The organism is Roseomonas indoligenes (genome assembly GCF_017813365.1).
Taxonomy (GTDB): Bacteria; Pseudomonadota; Alphaproteobacteria; order Acetobacterales; family Acetobacteraceae; genus Roseomonas; species Roseomonas indoligenes.
In genome coordinates, this window is the sequence record NZ_JAGIZA010000006.1 from 168,410 (window position 1) to 185,721 (window position 17,312).

The window sequence follows — 17,312 nt, forward strand, 5'->3', positions numbered from 1 at the left end:
CGCTCAGAACCTCACGATCGCCGAGGCCTGGATGCGGTCGGACCGGCCGCCCCGCGCGCCGTTCACGTCGCGGTTCTCCAGGCTCCGCTCGGCATGGATGTACTCGATGCCGAGGTCGATCGGCTTCACGGGACTCCAGATCAGGTTCACCGCCGCGGCCCAGATGCTGCGGTTCACCGCGTCGCACACCGTGCCGCTGCCCGCCCCCGCGCAGCCGGCGAAGTTGCGGACATAGTCCGGATAGCTCAGCCTGACCCAGTGCAGCGAGGCGTTCGTGCGCAGCGTCTCCGTCCAGTGATACTGCAGCCCTACCATCGCCGCGGCCACGTCCACGGTATCGACCTGCTGCCCGCCACTGGCCACCGCCGGGAGCCCGAAGCTCGTCACGGCCCCGAAGCCGGCGGAGCTGGAATCCAGGTAGCGCCCCAGCCCCTGTCCGTAATGCGCGCTGCCCGCCAGGATCAGTCGCTTGTCAATGAGGTTCACCGCGCCCGTGGCGCCGATGCCGAAGCCCAGCGCGGAATCGCTGTAGCGCTGCGCGGGACTGGTCGCGCCCTCGTTGCTGATGCGGATCTGGCGCAGCATGCCGCGCAGCGCGGCGAAGCCCCAGCGGCCCTCCCAGATCGCCTGCGCCGTCAGGTCCGGCACCTGGTTGATGCCGAAGCCCGCCCCGCCATTCGCATCGGGATAGCTCGTGCCGCCGGTGGCGGTGATGTCGCTGTAGCTGTTCTCCAGCGCCACCTTCACCGTGATCCCGTCGCCCAGCCGGCGGGAATAGCGGAGCTGCGCCTGGCGCACCGCGTCCATGGCCAGCGGCGTCCAGTCGTTCAGCCATTGCAGCGGCACCAGGGGCGTGTCGGCGAAGAGCGAGAAGCTCTGCCCCACCAGCACGGTCCCCCAGCCGCCGTCCTGGAACTGCCCGAACTCGGCGAAGGCCTGGCGCAGGCGCGGCGTATAGGCGTTGCTCGTGCCCTGCGTCGTCAGGTCGTTGGTCTGCCCGGCGAAGTCGATCTCGACCTGCGTCCGCACCTCGCCGAACTCCGCGCCGAAGGGGGTCCGCGTCTCGATGCCCAGGCGGGAGCGCCGGCCGCTCGCCTGGAAATCCCCGGGCTGCCTCGCGCCGTTCGCACCGTGGGACAGCGGGATGGACTGGCCGTTGATCGTGTCGGACCGGTTCCGCGGCCCGAGATCGCCGGACATGTTGAGCTTGGCGAAGCCATAGAGCCGCACGGATGTGTCCGTGCCCGGCACGCGGAAGGAGCCGGGGAAGGAGCCTCGCCACTGGTCACTGGAATCCGCCCGCTGCGCCTGGACGGGAATGGCCGAGGTCACCTGCGGCGGCGCCTGATCCGCCCCGCCCGCGGCGCTGGATCCGCCGCGCGCGAGAGCCGTAGGCGGGGCGCCCTGCGCCGGAGCGGAACCGGGGGCGGCCGGGGCCTGCGCCGGCGCGGCGCCCGTCACCGGGCGGGCGGCGCGCGTCAGTTCCGCATTCCGCTGGTCGGCGCGGCGCTGCGCCGTCTCCAGCTGGTCGATGCGCCGCTGCAAGGCGTTGAGCTGCGCCCGCAGCTCCTGCACCGTCTGCGCGGAGGCTGGAAGGGTGGCGCAGAGAAGCCCCGCGCCGGCCGCGGAGGCCAGAAGAAGCTTTCGGACTGCGGGCCCGCCCCTTGCGCTGCGCTCTGGTGTCATGGAACCCGCCCCGTCAGAAACTGGCCGGCAGGGTCCCGGTGCGGCACCGGGCGGGCAAGAACAGGTGTTATTCGCGCGTGCGGACGAGACGAATCGTCACACCGCCCTCAGGGCCGCCGGGGCGCGACCGTGCCGAATGTCAGCACGCCCTGCGTCCCCGCCCGCGGATCGGCATCCCCGGTGAAGGCCAGCGCCAGATCCGGCCGCCCGGCCTGGCCGGAGGAGAGGCGGTATGTGATCTGCCGCGCCGCCCTGGCGCCCGGCACGGGCACGCTGCCGTCAAAGGCGCGCGTCACCGTCAGCCCCGGCCGCGCCGTGCCTTCCGCGAGACGCACGAAGAGCGGTTCGGCCGTTTCCACGTCCATGCGCTGCAGCCGCAGGGAACAGGCCACGGGTCTCTGGCTGAGAATCAGCACCATCGTCCCCACCGAGGCCCCGCGCGCCACCATGACCTGCCCCTCGCCCCCGCGCAGGAGGGAGGCGGCCTTGTCCGCCGGGATCGCGGCGAACCCCGCCTCCCGCGCGGCGGCGGCGCTGTCCCCGCCCGCCAGCACCCGGGCGCAGATCTGCATGAAGCTGCCCATGGCCGCCGCCGTCTCCTCCGTGAGCGGCGCGGCGGCGTGGGAGGGGAGGGGGATGAGCGCCAGCAGCGCCAGCAGAACTGGACGCCGCCCCGCGCGCGCGGCCCAATGGGGAAAACCCCGATGAGAGAAACGAGGAAACGGCACCATGCCCCTGGATAACGCCTTCGACCTGCCCGAGGACACCCGCGCCCTGCAGGAAGTCGCCCGGGACTTCGCCCGGGAGGTGCTGGCCCCGAAGGCCCTGGAATGGGACGCCGCCCGACACTTCCCGGTTGAGGAGATGCGCCAGGCCGCAGCGCTCGGCATGGCCGCCCTCTATGTGCGGGAGGAATCGGGCGGCTCCGGCCTGACCCGCCTGGACGCGGCCGTGGTGTTCGAGGCGCTGTCCACCGGCTGCCCCGTCACCGCCGCCTTCCTCTCCATCCACAACATGGTCGCCTGGATGATCGACCGCTGGGGGAGCGAGGCCCAGCGCGCGGAGCACCTGCCCGCCCTCGTCACCATGGAGCGCATCGCCTCCTACTGCCTGACGGAGCCGGGCTCGGGAAGCGACGCCGCCGCGCTGCGCACGAAGGCCGCCCGCGACAACAGCGGCTACGTCCTCAACGGCTCCAAGCAGTTCATCTCCGGCGCCGGCACCTCGGACCTCTACCTCACCATGGTCCGCACGGGCGGGGAGGGGCCGGACGGCGTCTCCGCCCTCCTGGTTCCGAAGGACACGGAAGGCCTCTCCTTCGGTGCCAACGAGAAGAAGATGGGCTGGAACGCCCAGCCCACGCGCATGATGACTTTCCAGGACGCGCGCGTCTCCGCCGACGCCCTGCTGGGCGAGGAAGGCCAGGGCTTCCGCATGGCCATGGCCGGGCTGGACGGCGGGCGCCTGAACATCGGCGCCTGCTCCATCGGCGGGGCCCAGCGCGCGCTGGACATCGCATTGGACTACGTGCGGGAACGCCGCGCCTTCGGGAAGGCCGTCTCCGACTTCCAGGCCACGCAGTTCCGCCTTGCCGACATGGCGACGGAACTGGAGGCCGCCCGCTCCCTCCTCTGGCGCGCCTGCGCGAAGCTGGACAGCAAGGCGCCGGATGCCGGGCCTTTCTGCGCGATGGCCAAGCGGTTCGCCTCCGACACCGGCCACCGCGTGGCGGATGAGGCGCTGCAACTCCTCGGCGGCTACGGCTACCTGCACGACTACGGGGTGGAGAAGCTGGTACGCGACCTGCGCGTCCACCGCATCCTCGAGGGCACGAACGAAATCATGCGCGTCATCATCGCGCGCCACCTCCTCGGGCGCCGGGACTCGCGTTGACTCACGCTGGCGTGAGTTGCCATCTTCCGCGCGGAACGGTTGCGCGGCGGCAACCCACGCCAGGATGGCGAGAGGAGAGCGTATGTCCCAGGGCTCCATGATGCGGTCCGGCCTCGCCGCACCGCTCGCCCTGGCCCTCCTCCTCCCGCCCCTCGCCCCGGCGGCCCGCGCCCAGGGCGAGGTTCGCAGCGTCGTCGTTCCCGCCGAGGGTGCCGTGGTCATCCCGCCCCGCAGTGCCCCGCGGCTTGCGGCCCGCCCGGCCGGAACCGGCGTCGGCGTTCCCATTCCGCCCGGCGCCTCCCGCAGCCCCGTCTTCCTGCCGGATGCTGGCACCGGTCTCGCCGCTCCCGTCCTCGGCCTAGCCCTACCGGCCATCGCGGGCGCGCTTCTCGGCGGCAGCATCGCCGGTTCCAGGAGCGGCAGCTCCGCCCCGGCGCGCACGCGCTAGGAGTCCCACCGGGATCGCGGCTAGGAGCCGCTCCCGTTTCGCATTATGTCCGGGTCAGGCGATCCGAACGCCCGGAGGAGGCAACGATCATGTCCAACAGCGATCACACGATCACGCGGCGCCTGGCGCTCGGGGCCGGCCTCGGCACCGTTGCCGCCGGCCTCGCGCCCGCCGCGCGCGCCCAGTCCCAGGGCGGGGCCTATCCAAACCGCCCGGTCACGATGATCGTCGGCTTCCCGCCCGGCGGGCAGACCGACTTCGCCGCACGGATCGTGCAGCCGGGCCTTGCCCAGAACCTCGGCCAGTCGGTCGTGATCGACAACCGCGGCGGCGCTGGCGGCAATATCGGCACGGAAGCCGTGCTGCGCGCGCGGCCGGATGGCTACACGCTGCTCGCGGGCAATTCCTCGCCGATGGCGATCAACCCGCACACCTTCCCGAACATGACGATCAACCCGCTCGATCTGATGCCGATCGGGCTGACGCTGCAGAGCTCCATGGTCCTCTGCGTCCATCCCTCCGTACCCGCCAACAACGTCCGGGAGCTGGCCGCCTGGATCAAGGCGCAGCCCGGCGGCGTGAACTACGGATCCCCGACGGCCGGCAGCCTCTCCCACTGCGCGATGGAGCTGTTCCGTGACCGCATCGGCAAGCCGGAGATGGAGAGCGTGCCCTATCGCGGCTCCGGCCCGGCCATCCAGGACTTCGTGGCCAACCGCTTCTCCGCGATGTTCGACGCCGCCTCCGTCCTCTCGCCCTTCATCAAGTCCGGCCAGCTGAAGCCCATCCTCGTCAGCGGCGCCGCCCGCGCCCCCGCGCTGCCGGATGTGCCGACGGCCGCCGAGCAGGGCCTGCCGGACTTCGTCTTCACCGCCTGGATCGGCCTTTTCGCCCCGAAGGGCACGCCGGACGAGGTGATCCAGCGGGTCCACGCTGCGCAGGACGCCGCGCTGAAGGACCAGGCCGTGCGCGACAAGATCACCGGCCAGGGCGACGAGCCCGGCGGCGGCTCCATCGAGGACTTCGCCAACATGGTTCGCCGTGACCACGCGCGCTGGGGCAAGGTGGTGAAGGAGAACAACATCACCGCCGTCTGATCGGTCGGGGCGGCCGTGCCGGGCACGGCCGCCCCGCTCCTCAGCGCAGCAGCGTCTCCACCAGGAAGGCCCGCACGTTCCGGCGCACCGCCGCCGCATCCTCCGCCGCATAACCCGTATGGGCCCCGACGGCGACGCAGGACGAGGTCTTCTGCACGAAGGGCTCGTTCGTCCCGGCGAGGTTGATCACGCCGTTCGCGCCCTCCTGCATCCGGCAGTTCCGCGTGCTCTGCGCGGTCGGCACGGGAACCAGCGGCGGGATCATCGGGCTGTCGAAGCCGTGCTGGCCGTTCGGGTATTCCGTCAACGTCGCATCGGCCCCGGCCGCGCGCAGCCGCTCCACGTAGTCGCGGCAGGGCGCGACGGGCACGTAGTCGTCCACCACGCCGTGGTGCAGCCGGATCGGCACGGCCGCCACCCCCGCGTCGCCCTCGTAGCGGACATTGCAAGGCGTATAGAGCCCGATATGCGCCGCGAAGCGGTTCCCCGAACTCCCGTGCAGCCGCCGGAACCGCTCGCTCGCGGAATAGACCGCGGCCACCGCCCCCTTCGAGAACCCCATCACCGCGATCCGGTCCGCCCGGATGCGAGGATGCGCCGCCAGCAGGTCCAGCGCGCGATAGGCGTCGACCATCATCGCCAGCGAATGCAGCAGGTCCTGGTCCGCCACCGTGCTGGTGATCCCGCGCCCCGCGAAGCTGTCGAGGATGAAGGCCGCGATCCCCGCCTCGTTGAGCTGCCGGGCCCAGAGCTCCGTCGAGCCGCTGATGCCGCCCGACCCGTGCACGAGTACCACCGCGGGAACGCGGCTCGTCGCCGGCCCCTGCGGCAGGCGAAGCTCTCCCGCCAGCGTCACCTCTCCGCCCTTCTCACCGCGCAGGAAGGCGCCGCCATCCGGCGTCGTGCTCCGCAGCGGCAGCACCTCCGTGCGCCCGGGCAGGGTGGCGCGCATGTCCTGCGCCAGGGCGGGCAAGGCCGCCGTCAACCCCAGGGCCAGCAGGACGGCAAATCCGTGTGCTCTCATGGCATCTCCTCCGCGGGCGCGCTGCCGGCGCCTTCTCCCGGTATTGCGGCACCCGCCCGGCGCGCCGTCAATCGCACCGCGCCACCTCCCGGCCCGGCCCGATCCGCACTATTCCCCTGATCACCATCGAGAGGAGGGCCCCATGCCCAGCCGCGAAGCCGCCATCGCCCGTGCCCGCGCCGAATTCGACAGCGGCGCCTTCCGCGACCGCCTGGCCGCCCTGATCGCCATCCCCTCCACCTCGCAGGACCCTGCCGCGGCCGCGGAGTGCCGCCGCTACCTGGAGGAAGGGATCCAGCCCTGGGTCGCCCGCCTCGGCTTCACCTCCTCGATCCACCCCAACCCCGAGCCGGGCTGCGGCCCCATCCTCATCGCCGAGCGCGTGGAGGACCCCTCCCGCCCCACCGTTCTCCTCTACGGCCATGGCGACACCGTGCGCGGGCTGGAGGACCAGTGGAGCGACGGCATCAAGCCCTGGGCCGTGACCGAGAAGGACGGCCTCTGGTACGGGCGCGGCACCGCCGACAACAAGGGCCAGCACATCATCAACCTCGCGGCCCTTGAGGCCGTGCTGGCCGAGCGGGACGGCAAGCTCGGCGCTAACGTGAAGCTGGTGCTGGAGATGTCGGAGGAACTGGGCTCCAAGGGCCTTCGCCCCTTCGTCGAGGCCCATCGCGACGCGCTCGCCGCCGACGCCCTCATCGCCTCAGACGGCCCGCGCGTGGAACCTGCACTGCCCACCATCGCCGCCGGCTCCCGCGGCAGCTTCATGTTCGACCTCGTGGTGAAGCTGCGGAACGGCGGCGTCCATTCCGGACATTGGGGTGGCCTGACGACCGACCCGGCCATCCTCCTCTCCCACGCCATCGCAAGCATCGCCGACCAGCACGGGAAAATCCTCGTCCGCGACTGGCTGCCCGGCGAGACCGTGCCCGCCAATATCCGCGCCGCGCTGGAGGGCTGCCCCGTTGGCGGAGGGGAGGGCGCCGCCACCATCGACGAGGGATGGGGCGAGCCCGGCCTGACCCCCGCTGAGAAGATCTACGGCTGGGCCAGCTTCATCGTCCTCGCCATGCTCAGCGGCCGCCCCGAAGCCCCGGTGAACGCCGTGGCTCCGGACGCCCGCGCCGTCTGCCAGATCCGCTACACCGGCGATTCCGATCACGCGAAGTTCGAGCCCGCGCTGCGCGCCCACCTGGACGCCCACGGGTTCCAGAAGGTCGCGATCGAGAAGACCGGCATCCGCATGCCCGCCAGCCGCACCCCGCCCGACAATCCCTGGGTGCTCTGGACCAAGGCGAGCATGGAGACGTCGCTGAACACCCGCGTGCAGGTCACGCCCAACGCCTCCGGCGGCCTGCCCGGTGACGTCTTCGTGGACCTGCTGGGCACGCCGCTCGTCTGGGTTCCCCATTCCTACAACGGCTGCAAGCAGCACGGCCCGGACGAGCACGTGATCCCCGCCATGATGCGGGAAGGGCTGGCGGCCTTTGCCGGCATTTGGTGGGACCTGGGCGAGCCCGGCACGCCGGCCCGCTGAACCCGGGCGCGCGCGGGGCGGCTAGGCCCCGCGCAGTGCGGGGAGCGTGAGGAACTCCTCCATCACGTGCCAGATCCGGTGCCGGTTCGTGCCGAGCACCGCGACATGCGCGATCCCCCGCATCATCGCGAACTGCTTGTCCCGGTTCGGCAGCTGCCCGAAGAAGTCCAGCAGCTCCGCATCTGTCGCGTTCCCGTCCGTCTCCGCCCGGCACATCAGCACGGGGCAGGCGATGCGCTTCGGATCCACCATCGGCATGTTCACGGCCATGTCGAGATAGGTGCCGCTTGGCGCGCGGTCCGTCAGCGCCAACTCGTAGTCGGCCAGCGCCTGCGGCACCGCCGGCTCGAAGGTCGAGGGATCGTCGCGGCTGAAGATCCCCACGAAGGCCTCGCGGTTCATCATCCGGAAGTTCCGCGCGCGGTAGCTCGCCACCTGCTCGCGCCGCCGCATGATCTCCGGCGCGCCCTCGCCGGTATAGGTGAAGGCGTCCAGCACCAGCCGCTCCACCCGGTCCGGGTTCTCGTTCGTGAAGCGCCCGGCGCGGATGGCGCCGGAGGACTGGCCGTAGACCATCAGCGTGCGCTGGCCCGTCACCTCCTCCACCTTCGCGAAGCCGGCCTTCAGGTCCTCCACGCCGGATCGGATGTCGGAATTGCTCCCGGTGCGGGACGATTTTCCGTAGTTCTCGTGGTCCAGCGCCCAGACGTCGAAGCCCAGCCCGGCGAAGTGCTCCATCATCGAGTAGCCGGGATGGCCGGGCACCTGCAGGTCGAACCCGCCGCGGCCGGAGAAGGACGATCCGTGCACGAGGAAGAGCACGGGCCGCCGCTCCGACCCGGCCGCGCGGCGGCGCCAGAGATAGAGGTTCACGTCGCCCTTCTTCGCCCAGTGCTCCTCCGCCTCGATCGAGGTGCCGGAAGGACGGGGCGCCTCACCCGCCGCGAGGGCGGGGGTTCCTGCCGCGAGGGCCGCGAGCGCCGCCACGCCGGCGAGCCCACGGCGTGGAAGGGCGGGATGATGGGCCATGGTCGCTCCTCGATCCTTCTGGTTTCGGAGGAGCTTGGTCCCCGGCAGGCCGTCTGCCAAGCACCGGCGAGAAGGCGCGCGGCGGGGCTCCGCCGTCACCTGAGGAGCAGGGTCAGGATACGGACGAGCTCGCGCAGGTTCTGCACGCCCGCCTTATCGCAGGCATTGCGCAGCAGCGTCCGAACCGTGCTGAGCCGCACCGCCCGGATGGTCGCGACCTCCTCGGGGCCTCGTCCGGACGCCAGCATCGCGGCCGCCTGTGCCTCGGCGGAGGTGAAGCCGAAGACGATGATGCCGAGCTGCGTCAGCCGCGCCTCGTCCGACCCCGGTGAGAGGCGGCGCAGCAGAAGCAGCGCCAGCCCCGGTGATCGGCCCCGGCCGTCCTGCCCCAGCATCTGGCGGGGCAGGGGGGTGACCAGCACGGCGTGCTGCGCGCCGCCGGCATCCGCCAGCCGCCGCGCGCCCCCCGCCCCGCCGCGGGCCGCGTCCGCCACCGCCCGGCGCAGCCAGGCCGTGTCCTCCGCCCCCGTCGCGGAGATCGGCGCTCCGCCGCCCCCGCGCAGCCGCAACGGCCCGCCCTCCCGGTCCAGCGCCTCGGCGGCGGCATTGGCCCGCAGCACCATGGCGGAGCCGTCCAGCACCGCCGCCGGTCCGGACAGTACCTCCAGCATCTCGCCCCCGGCCGTCCCGCCGGTGTCCTGCGCCTCCAGCTGCAGGCTGCGGCGGAGATGCGGCAGCAGGCGGTTCAGGCCCTGCACCGCGAAGTCCTCGAAGGCGCCCGCGCCGCGCGGCCGCTGGATGGAAACGGCCCCGGCCAGGCGCGGCGCGTCGTCCGCTCCCCACAGGGGAAGCGCCGTCCCCAGCACATGGAACTGCCCGTGAAGGATCCCGTGTTCCGCGTAGTAGGGGTTTCGGAGGAGGGCGTCGTCGGCGATCAGCTCCGCCCCGCGCACCACCCGTCCTGGAGTGGAGCGGAGGAGCGGCACCGTCCAGGGATCATGGGCGTGCCAGTGCGCGGCATAGCCGGCCAGCGCCTCCACGGTCATGTTGGTCAGGGCGCGGCCGGCCGGTGCGCCGGTCCGCGGGTCCAGCGTCCACACCGCCGCAGCCCCTCCGCCCAGCAGGATGTTGAGCGAGGGCGCCACGCGCGCCGCCGCCCGCGGGTCGAAGGCGGCGAGGTACAGGTCGCCCACCAGCTCGTCCCAGCGACGCTCCTCCTGCGTCAGAGCCGTTTGAATGGAGGGCGCTGACGGAATCCGTGCGGAACCGGTGGTTGTCCTAGGGCCTGTCATCGACACGGCATCGTACGAAATTCGGCGGTAGTTAACACCCGGCGTTGCGGTCGATCCGGCGGGTTGGGTGTCCACGGGCATTCCTGCCCGAACTCCAAAGCCAGTTCGGCATCAGCATCGAGGTCCGCTCCCGGTCCGCCAGTCCGGCGATCGGCACGGTGGTCACGCTTCATCACCGAGGCCGGCTCGCGGCGTTACACGGCACGTCCCATCTTCGGGGCGGCCCCAAGGAGGACCAGCCATTGAGCCGTGACCGCAAGACCACCTTCTCCGCCCTCGCCATCGCCCTCGGGATCGGCGCCATGGCCCTGCCTGCCCTGGCCCAGCCCGCGACCCCCCAGCCCGCGACCCCCCAGCCTGCCGCGCCCGAGGCAGCCCCGATGCGCCCCGCCGCCGGCCCGGCCCAGGTCATTCCCATGGGCCGGGGCGCCGAGCGCATGCTGCAGGGCGCCGATGCCAACCGCGACGGGCGCGTGACCGAGGCCGAGGCCTGGGACGCCCTGGCCGCCCGCTTCGCCGCCGCCGACACCAACAAGGATGGCGGCCTCACCTGGGATGAATTCCGGAGCTATGCCTTCGCCCAGGCCCCGCGCGGCGCGAACCCTGCACGGCAGGAGCGGGTCGAGCGGATGGAGGAGCGCGCACAGTCCATGTTCCGCGCCGTGGACGCCGACCGCGACGGCCGCGTGACGACGACGGAGCTGCGCCCATTCGCCGAGGCGCTGTTTCGCTCCCGCGACCTGAACGGGGACACCGCCCTGACCCGCGACGAGCTGCGGCCGGGCCGCGCCTCTCAGACCCGGGCCCAGTAGGCGCGTTGCCCCCAGCCGCGCGCCGTCACGGCGCGCGGCCTGGGAGGGCCGCGGACCCCAATGGAGCCGTTGCCAGGACCTGTCGGATTGTCGTCGATGTCCCCACGGGAAGGGGAAGTGGTGGGCGCGACAGGGATTGAACCTGTGACCCTTCGCGTGTGAAGCGAATGCTCTCCCGCTGAGCTACGCGCCCGGAGTGGCGGGGCATATCCTCCACCCGCGCCGGCCTGTCAAGCGGCTGGGAATGGCCTTGTCCCGGCCCCGGCGCCCGCCCAATCTCGCCCTGTGACGCAGCCCTTCCGCATCGCGCCCGCGACCTCCGCCCCGGACCTGGACGAGGTGGCGCGGCTCTTCCGCGGCTATGCGGAAGCCCTCGGCCTGGACCTCTCCTTCCAGGGCTTCGAGGCCGAGCTGACCTCTCTGCCCGGTCGCTACGCCCCGCCCGAGGGTGCCCTCCTCCTCGCCCGCGCCGGCGATGGCGCACCGCTCGGCTGCGCCGCCCTCCGGCCACTGGGGGCGGGTTCGTGCGAGATGAAGCGCCTCTACGTCCTTCCCTCGGCGCGCGGACTGGGCCTCGGCCGCGCCCTGGTGGAGGCTGTCCTCGCCGCCGCCCGCGCCGCCGGGCATCGGGAGATCAGGCTGGATACGCTGCCCGGCATGGCGGAAGCCATCGCCCTCTACCGGCGTGCGGGGTTCCGCCCCATCCCGCCCTATTACGAGACGCCCGTGCCCGGCACGATCTTCCTGGCCCGCCCGCTGGAGCCCTGACCGCGCTGGTCACCGCCCCCCTGTTCAAGATGCCGGTCCATCACGATCTATAAAGGATCATCGAAGGACATCGCATGAACCCGGTCCGGCCAGCTCGCCTCGCCCTGCTTGCCGTTCCGGCCCTGCTGTTCCTCACGGGCGCTCCCTCCGCCCAGGCCCAGCCCATCGCGGCCACCTATACGGTCCAGGCCGTCGGCATGACGGTGATGGAGGTGAACGCCACTCTCGACATTACCGAGGCCGGCTACACCGTTGAGTTCCGCACCCGAACCCGTGGCGTGGTCGCGGCCTTCTCCGGCGGCACCCTCGTCACCCGTGTGGAAGGCGTGTGGGAAGGCGACCGGGCCCGCCCGCGCCGCTACGTCTCCGAGGGCGTCTGGCGCGGCGAGAACCGGCGCACCGTGATCGAGTGGCCGGGCAATCAGCCAGCGATCCGCGCCATGGTCCCGCCGAACGACGAGGAGCGGGAAACGGTGCCGGAGGATGCGCGGCGCAACACCGTGGACAACCTCTCCGCCATCGCCCAGCTCGTCCGCCAGGCCCGCCGGACCGGCAATTGCGACGGCAGCCTGCGCGCCTTCGACGGCCGCCGCCTGAGCGAGACCACCGCCCGGTCCCGGGGCCGGGAGCAGTTCGCGCCCGCCCGCGACGAGTGGTCCGGCACCGCCCTGCGCTGCGACTTCGAGGGCCGGTTCCTCGCCGGCTTCCGAAAGGACGAGGACCGGGAGGCCGCGCGCCGCCCCCAGACCGGCACGGCCTGGCTGGGCGAGGCCGCGCCGGGCCGGCCGTTGATCCCTGTCCGCATCGATTCCGTGAACCGCTGGTTCGGCACCATCTCCGCCCGCCTCGCCAGCTTCGGCCCGCCCGGCGAGGCCCAGGCGCGGGCGGGGAACTGACCTCCGATCTGTCCCGGGCCGGGGAGAGGAACCTCCTCTTCGCCTCGGACAGGTCAGAACGAGGGCAGGTCTCGATCGCCGCTACTCCGCCGGCACTTCCATCCCCTTGGCCCGCAGCACCGCCCGTCCTGCCGGCCCCGCCAGATGGGCCAGGAAGCCCCGCGCCGCCTCTCCACCCGCGGTGGGGGAGGGGGAAAGGCCGCCGGAATAGCTCGTCCAGGACTGGATTTCCGCCGGCAGGGGCCCAACCAGCACCACCCCGGCGACCGGCAGGATCTCGCTGATCTGGTGTATGGCGAGATCGGCCGACCCGTCCGCCACGCGCTCCGCCACAAGCCCGCCCCGCACCAGCACGCGCCGGTCCCGCATCTGGTCCGCGACCCCCAGGCGCTGCAGCAGCCCCTCCACATAGGCGCCGCTCGATCCGCCGGAGGCCGGGTCGATATAGGCGATGCGCGGCGCGGCCAGCACGGCCGCGCGGAACGCCTCGACGCTGGCGACGTCCGGACGCGGCGCATCCGCCCGCACCCCGACCCCCACGCCCACCCGCGCCAGCGGCACCGCGCCGGGCGCCACCCGGCCGGCACGGGCCAGCGCCTCCATCTGCGCGGGCGGCACGATCAGCAGGTCGAAACCCTCGCCCTCCGTCACGCGCCGGGCCAGGGCGCCGGCCGTGTCGTTCGCCACGACCAGATGGTGCCCGGTCTCGCGTTCCCAGGCCGGCGCGGCGGCCAGCACCACGGCCTTGAAGGCTCCGGCTGTCAGCACCCGCACATCCGCCGCGGCGGCAGGAGAGCAGGCCAGCACCGTCGCGGCCACCGCAAACCAGCGCACCACGCGTATCATCCTCATCCCCCGCCCTTGCGCCGTGATGCTGCGGCCCGGCGCCGGCCGCCGCAATGGCCCTCAGCCCGGCAGGACGGAGGCCAGCAGCCCGACCAGCTCGGCCGGCGCGCCTGCGACCGGCGCCCCCTCCGCCATTTCGGGTGTGCCGTAACCCCAGGCCGCGAAGACCGGGGCGATCCCCGCCGCCTTCGCCGCGCGGGTGTCGTTCTGATGGTCCCCGATCAGCACGGCGCGCCCCGGCTCCGCCCCCATCCGCGCCAGCAGCGCGAGGGGATGGCCGGGATGGGGCTTCCTGACGGGGAAGCTGTCGCCCCCGCCGATATCGTCCAGCACGGAGGTCAGCCCGAGGTCACCCAGGACGATCCGCGCCGCCTTCTCCGGCTTGTTGGTGCAGACCGCCAGCCGCCACCCGCCCGCCTTCAGGGCGGCCAGCGCCTCGGGGATGCCGGGGAAGGGCCGGGTCTCGTCCGCCGCATGGGCCTCGTAATCGGCCAGGAACTCCGCCACCAGCAGCGGGGTGCTCTCCAGGCTCCGGGCGGCGCAGGCCCGCTGAACCAGCACCGCCACCCCGTCCCCGATCATCCGCCAAACCTCCTCCCGGGTGAATCCCGGGCGGTCATGGGCGGCCATCAACCGATCCAGCGCGGCATGGATGTCCGGCGCGCTGTCCAGCAGCGTGCCGTCGAGGTCGAAAAGGGCGATGCGATCCATGCCGGACCCCATGCCATCCCGCATTACGGCCCGCAATGAAGGTTGAGCCGTCTTCGCCCTTGCGGAAGCTGCCGGCACAGGGCTTATCCACCCCATGCAAAGGGCTGCCATCCTCCTCGCCGCCGGGCTCGGCACCCGCATGCGCTCGGCCCTGCCGAAGGCGATGCACCCCGTGGCCGGGCGGCCGATGCTCAACCACCTCATCGCCGCCTGCGAGGAGGTGTTCGACCGCATCGTCGTCGTCACCGGTCCGGACATGCCGGCGCTGGAGAAGGCGGCTGCCCCCCATGCCACGGTGGTGCAGCGGGAACGCCTGGGCACCGGCCACGCCGCCCTGCAGGCCGCCCCCCTGCTGGAGGGATTCGAGGGCGACGTCGCCGTCCTCTATGCCGATAACCCGCTGATCACGGCCGAGACGCTGCGCCGCCTCCTCCTCGCCCGCGTCTCCTCCGACCTCGCCCTGCTCGCCATGCGCCCCGCCGATCCCGGCCGCTACGGCCGCGTCGTGCCGCACGGGGATGGCGGCATCGCCGGCGTGGTGGAGTGGAAGGACGCGACGGAGGAGCAGCGCGCCATCACCCTCTGCAATGTCGGCGTGATCTGCGCCGCCGCCCCGCGCCTGTTCCACTGGCTTCGCGAACTGAAGAACGACAACGCCGCCGGCGAGTACTACCTGACCGACGTGGTCGCCGCCGCCCGGACCGAGGGCTTCCGCGCCGTCGCCGTGGAGGCTGCAGAGGCCGAGTGCCGGGGCATCAACTCCCGCCTGGAACTGGCGGAGGCCGAGGCCGCCGTGCAGGCCGCCCTGCGCCGGAAGGCGATGGAGGGCGGCGCCACCCTGACCCGCCCGGAGAGCGTCACCCTCTCCTTCGACACGCGGATCGGCCAGGACGTCACGGTCGGCCCGGACGTGGTCTTCGCGCCCGGCGTCACCATCGAGGACGGCGTGGATATCCGCGCCTTCTCCCACCTGGAAGCCTGCACCGTGCGTTCGGGCGCCGTGATCGGCCCCTTCGCCCGGCTGCGCCCGGGCACGGAAGTGGGCGCCAACGCTCATGTCGGGAACTTCGTGGAGCTGAAGGCGGCGGTGCTGGGGGAGGGAGCGAAGGCGAATCACCTCTCCTACATCGGCGACGCCACGGTGGGCGCGCGCACCAACATCGGCGCCGGCACCATCACCTGCAACTACGACGGTTACGCTAAGCACAAAACCAATATCGGGGCGGGTGTCTTTATTGGCTCAAACGCGACATTGGTGGCGCCCGTCTCACTGGGTGATGGCGCCTTCGTCGCGGCCGGCTCTACTATCACCGAAACGGTCGTGCCGGATGCCATGGCCTTCGGCCGCGCCCGCCAGGAGCAGAAGGAAGGCCGCGCCGCGGCGTTCCGCGCCTCCCGCCGTAAGGAGAAGTAAGCGATGTGCGGTATAGTCGGCGTCGTCGGTCGCGAGGAAGCGGCGCCCCGCCTGCTGGAGGCCCTGCGCCGCCTGGAATACCGCGGCTATGACAGCGCGGGTATCGCCACCCTGGTGAACGGCCATGTGGAGCGCCGCCGCGCCGAGGGCAAGCTGGGCAACCTGGCCGAGGTGCTGGAGCACGACCCGCTGCCCGGCACCACCGGCATCGGCCATACCCGCTGGGCCACCCACGGCGCCCCCACCACGCGCAACGCCCACCCGCACGGCACCAGCCGCGTCTCCATCGTCCATAACGGCATCATCGAGAACCACGCCGAGCTCCGCGCCGAGCTGGAGGCCGAGGGCGCGGAGTTCGAGACGGAGACGGACACCGAGACCTTCGCCCGCCTCGTGGACCACCGCCTCGCGCGGGGCGACAGCCCGGAAGACGCCTTCTCCGGCGCCCTCAAGCGCGTGCACGGCGCCTTCGCCCTCGCCGCGGTCTTCGCCGGCCACCCCCGCAAGCTGCTGGCCGCCCGCCAGGGCGCCCCGCTCGCGATCGGCTACGGCGAGGAGGAGATGTTCATCGGCTCCGACGCCCTGGCCCTGGCCCCGCTGACCCGCCGCATCGCCTATCTGGACGAGGGCGACTGGGCCATCGTCAGCGACCGCGACGCCCGGTTCTTCGACGCGGCGGACCAGCCCGTGGAGCGTGCGGTCAAGACCACCGCCTTCTCCGGCGCCGCCATCGGCAAGGGCAACTACCGCCACTTCATGGAGAAGGAGCTGCACGAGCACCCCGCGGTGATCGGTGACACGCTCCGCCAGTACGTGGACCCCGCCACCCGCGCCGTGGCCCGCCCCGCGCTGCCCTTCGACCCGGCGACGCTGCCCCGCCTCTGGCTCTCCGGCTGCGGCTCCGCCTTCCTCGTCTGCAACACCGCCCGCTACTGGTTCGAGACGCTCGCCCGTCTGCCCGTGGACTGCGATGTGGCGAGCGAGCTTCGCTACCGCGATCCGCCGCTGACGGAAGGCGGCGCCGCCATGTTCGTCTCCCAGTCCGGCGAGACGGCGGACAACCTGGCCGCCATGAAGCTGCTGCGCTCCGGCGGCCAGTCCCTCGTCTCCGTGGTCAACGTGCCGGAAAGCACCATGGCGCGGGAGAGCGACACGACGCTGATGACGGTGGCGGGCCCCGAGATCAGCGTGGCCTCCACCAAGGCCTTCACCGCCCAGCTCTCCGTCATGGCCTGCCTGGCGATCAACTTCGCCCGTGCCCGCGGCGCCATTGACGCCGCCGAGGAGGCGCGCCTGACCGCCGCCCTGCTGGAGGTGCCGGAGCACGCCGCGAGGCTGCTGGATTCCAGCACCGAGATCGAGGCCCTGGCCGCCGACATCAAGGATGCGCGCGACGTCCTCTACCTCGCCCGCGGCAGCCTCTTCCCCATCGCGATGGAAGGCGCCCTGAAGCTCAAGGAGCTCTCCTACATCCATGCCGAGGGCTACGCCGCCGGCGAGATGAAGCACGGCCCGATCGCCCTGATCGACTCCTCGGTGCCGGTGATCGCCCTGTGCCCGAGCGGTCCTCTCTTCGAGAAGACCGCCTCCAACCTGCAGGAGGCCGCGGCCCGCGGCGGCCGCATTATCGCCTTCACGGACGAGGACGGGGCCCCCGCGCTCCGCCGCTTCGCCAGCCGCGTGATGGTGCTGCCGAAGGTCGATCCCTTCGTCGCCCCGATCCTGCACGCCATCCCCGTGCAGATGCTGGCCTACCACGTGGCCGTGCTGAAGGGCACGGATGTGGACCAGCCCCGCAACCTCGCGAAGGCCGTCACCGTGGAGTGACCCCGGCCGGGGCGACGACGGCCCGGCCC

Annotated in this window: 16 protein-coding genes and 1 tRNA gene; 9 read left to right on the plus strand and 8 right to left on the minus strand. The window is 72.3% G+C overall.

The window, feature by feature from the left end:
• Positions 1-3 precede the first annotated feature (3 nt).
• Together J5Y10_RS12370 and J5Y10_RS12375 are read right to left on the minus strand one after the other, a co-directional pair.
• Complete coding sequence (locus J5Y10_RS12370; RefSeq protein WP_209373947.1) at positions 4-1,686, minus strand: porin; 1,683 nt, start codon at positions 1,684-1,686, stop codon at positions 4-6.
• 107 nt (positions 1,687-1,793) lie between these two features.
• Positions 1,794-2,270, minus strand: coding sequence for an NMCC_0638 family (lipo)protein (locus J5Y10_RS12375; protein WP_209373949.1), 477 nt, complete (start codon positions 2,268-2,270; stop codon positions 1,794-1,796).
• 145 nt (positions 2,271-2,415) lie between these two features.
• Here J5Y10_RS12375 and J5Y10_RS12380 point away from each other — a divergent pair, with 145 nt between their 5' ends.
• From J5Y10_RS12380 to J5Y10_RS12390, 3 genes are all read left to right on the plus strand, one after another.
• The gene (locus J5Y10_RS12380) at positions 2,416-3,579 is read left to right on the plus strand and encodes an acyl-CoA dehydrogenase family protein (RefSeq protein ID WP_209373951.1); all 1,164 of its coding nucleotides are present in this window, start codon (positions 2,416-2,418) and stop codon (positions 3,577-3,579) included.
• A gap of 82 nt (positions 3,580-3,661) precedes the next feature.
• A complete protein-coding gene (locus J5Y10_RS12385; RefSeq protein ID WP_209373953.1) occupies positions 3,662-4,027 on the plus strand; it encodes a hypothetical protein in 366 nt (121 codons plus the stop codon).
• 89 nt (positions 4,028-4,116) lie between these two features.
• Complete coding sequence (locus J5Y10_RS12390) at positions 4,117-5,124, plus strand: Bug family tripartite tricarboxylate transporter substrate binding protein (protein ID WP_209373955.1); 1,008 nt, start codon at positions 4,117-4,119, stop codon at positions 5,122-5,124.
• Positions 5,125-5,164: 40 nt separating this feature from the next.
• Here J5Y10_RS12390 and J5Y10_RS12395 read toward each other — a convergent pair whose 3' ends face one another.
• The gene (locus J5Y10_RS12395) at positions 5,165-6,148 is read right to left on the minus strand and encodes a dienelactone hydrolase family protein (protein WP_209373957.1); all 984 of its coding nucleotides are present in this window, start codon (positions 6,146-6,148) and stop codon (positions 5,165-5,167) included.
• A 142-nt stretch (positions 6,149-6,290) separates the two neighbouring features.
• Here J5Y10_RS12395 and J5Y10_RS12400 point away from each other — a divergent pair, with 142 nt between their 5' ends.
• The gene (locus tag J5Y10_RS12400) at positions 6,291-7,688 is read left to right on the plus strand and encodes a M20/M25/M40 family metallo-hydrolase (protein ID WP_209373959.1); all 1,398 of its coding nucleotides are present in this window, start codon (positions 6,291-6,293) and stop codon (positions 7,686-7,688) included.
• A gap of 21 nt (positions 7,689-7,709) precedes the next feature.
• On the opposite strand, the gene J5Y10_RS12405 is transcribed toward J5Y10_RS12400, so the two are convergent.
• Both J5Y10_RS12405 and J5Y10_RS12410 read right to left on the minus strand, forming a co-directional pair.
• A complete protein-coding gene (locus J5Y10_RS12405) occupies positions 7,710-8,717 on the minus strand; it encodes an alpha/beta hydrolase (protein ID WP_209373961.1) in 1,008 nt (335 codons plus the stop codon).
• Positions 8,718-8,812: 95 nt separating this feature from the next.
• A complete protein-coding gene (locus J5Y10_RS12410; RefSeq protein WP_209373964.1) occupies positions 8,813-9,910 on the minus strand; it encodes a hypothetical protein in 1,098 nt (365 codons plus the stop codon).
• Between the two features lie 341 nt (positions 9,911-10,251).
• Here J5Y10_RS12410 and J5Y10_RS12415 point away from each other — a divergent pair, with 341 nt between their 5' ends.
• On the plus strand, positions 10,252-10,821 hold the full coding sequence (locus J5Y10_RS12415) for an EF-hand domain-containing protein (protein ID WP_209373966.1): 570 nt from the start codon (positions 10,252-10,254) through the stop codon (positions 10,819-10,821).
• 118 nt (positions 10,822-10,939) lie between these two features.
• On the opposite strand, the gene J5Y10_RS12420 is transcribed toward J5Y10_RS12415, so the two are convergent.
• Positions 10,940-11,014 (minus strand) — tRNA-Val (locus J5Y10_RS12420).
• 92 nt (positions 11,015-11,106) lie between these two features.
• Here J5Y10_RS12420 and J5Y10_RS12425 point away from each other — a divergent pair.
• Both J5Y10_RS12425 and J5Y10_RS12430 read left to right on the plus strand, forming a co-directional pair.
• Entirely contained in the window at positions 11,107-11,589 is a 483-nt protein-coding gene (locus J5Y10_RS12425) for a GNAT family N-acetyltransferase (protein WP_209373968.1), read from the plus strand.
• A 74-nt stretch (positions 11,590-11,663) separates the two neighbouring features.
• The gene (locus J5Y10_RS12430; protein WP_209373970.1) at positions 11,664-12,485 is read left to right on the plus strand and encodes a DUF3108 domain-containing protein; all 822 of its coding nucleotides are present in this window, start codon (positions 11,664-11,666) and stop codon (positions 12,483-12,485) included.
• Positions 12,486-12,566: 81 nt separating this feature from the next.
• Here J5Y10_RS12430 and J5Y10_RS12435 read toward each other — a convergent pair whose 3' ends face one another.
• Together J5Y10_RS12435 and gph are read right to left on the minus strand one after the other, a co-directional pair.
• Complete coding sequence (locus J5Y10_RS12435; RefSeq protein ID WP_209373971.1) at positions 12,567-13,322, minus strand: molybdate ABC transporter substrate-binding protein; 756 nt, start codon at positions 13,320-13,322, stop codon at positions 12,567-12,569.
• Between the two features lie 69 nt (positions 13,323-13,391).
• Positions 13,392-14,042: a phosphoglycolate phosphatase gene (gene gph, locus J5Y10_RS12440; RefSeq protein WP_209373974.1), complete on the minus strand. Its 651-nt coding sequence runs from the start codon at positions 14,040-14,042 to the stop codon at positions 13,392-13,394.
• A 94-nt stretch (positions 14,043-14,136) separates the two neighbouring features.
• Between gph and glmU the strand changes: the two genes are divergently transcribed.
• Both glmU and glmS read left to right on the plus strand, forming a co-directional pair.
• A complete protein-coding gene (gene glmU, locus J5Y10_RS12445; protein WP_209373976.1) occupies positions 14,137-15,456 on the plus strand; it encodes a bifunctional UDP-N-acetylglucosamine diphosphorylase/glucosamine-1-phosphate N-acetyltransferase GlmU in 1,320 nt (439 codons plus the stop codon).
• Positions 15,457-15,459: 3 nt separating this feature from the next.
• Positions 15,460-17,283 (plus strand): glutamine--fructose-6-phosphate transaminase (isomerizing), encoded by a 1,824-nt coding sequence (glmS, locus tag J5Y10_RS12450; protein ID WP_209373978.1) that lies wholly within the window; start codon positions 15,460-15,462, stop codon positions 17,281-17,283.
• Positions 17,284-17,312 lie beyond the last annotated feature (29 nt).

What these genes read in the sequence shown, in the direction of transcription:
- J5Y10_RS12430 (WP_209373970.1), top strand. Translation starts at nt 11,664, where the DNA reads ATGAACCCGGTCCGGCCAGCTCGCCTCGCCCTGCTTGCCGTTCCGGCC.
- J5Y10_RS12395 (WP_209373957.1), bottom strand. Translation starts at nt 6,148, where the DNA reads ATGAGAGCACACGGATTTGCCGTCCTGCTGGCCCTGGGGTTGACGGCG.
- J5Y10_RS12385 (WP_209373953.1), top strand. Translation starts at nt 3,662, where the DNA reads ATGTCCCAGGGCTCCATGATGCGGTCCGGCCTCGCCGCACCGCTCGCC.
- J5Y10_RS12390 (WP_209373955.1), top strand. Translation starts at nt 4,117, where the DNA reads ATGTCCAACAGCGATCACACGATCACGCGGCGCCTGGCGCTCGGGGCC.
- J5Y10_RS12370 (WP_209373947.1), bottom strand. Translation starts at nt 1,686, where the DNA reads ATGACACCAGAGCGCAGCGCAAGGGGCGGGCCCGCAGTCCGAAAGCTT.
- J5Y10_RS12380 (WP_209373951.1), top strand. Translation starts at nt 2,416, where the DNA reads ATGCCCCTGGATAACGCCTTCGACCTGCCCGAGGACACCCGCGCCCTG.
- glmS (WP_209373978.1), top strand. Translation starts at nt 15,460, where the DNA reads ATGTGCGGTATAGTCGGCGTCGTCGGTCGCGAGGAAGCGGCGCCCCGC.
- gph (WP_209373974.1), bottom strand. Translation starts at nt 14,042, where the DNA reads ATGGATCGCATCGCCCTTTTCGACCTCGACGGCACGCTGCTGGACAGC.
- J5Y10_RS12400 (WP_209373959.1), top strand. Translation starts at nt 6,291, where the DNA reads ATGCCCAGCCGCGAAGCCGCCATCGCCCGTGCCCGCGCCGAATTCGAC.
- glmU (WP_209373976.1), top strand. Translation starts at nt 14,137, where the DNA reads ATGCAAAGGGCTGCCATCCTCCTCGCCGCCGGGCTCGGCACCCGCATG.
- J5Y10_RS12405 (WP_209373961.1), bottom strand. Translation starts at nt 8,717, where the DNA reads ATGGCCCATCATCCCGCCCTTCCACGCCGTGGGCTCGCCGGCGTGGCG.
- J5Y10_RS12375 (WP_209373949.1), bottom strand. Translation starts at nt 2,270, where the DNA reads ATGGGCAGCTTCATGCAGATCTGCGCCCGGGTGCTGGCGGGCGGGGAC.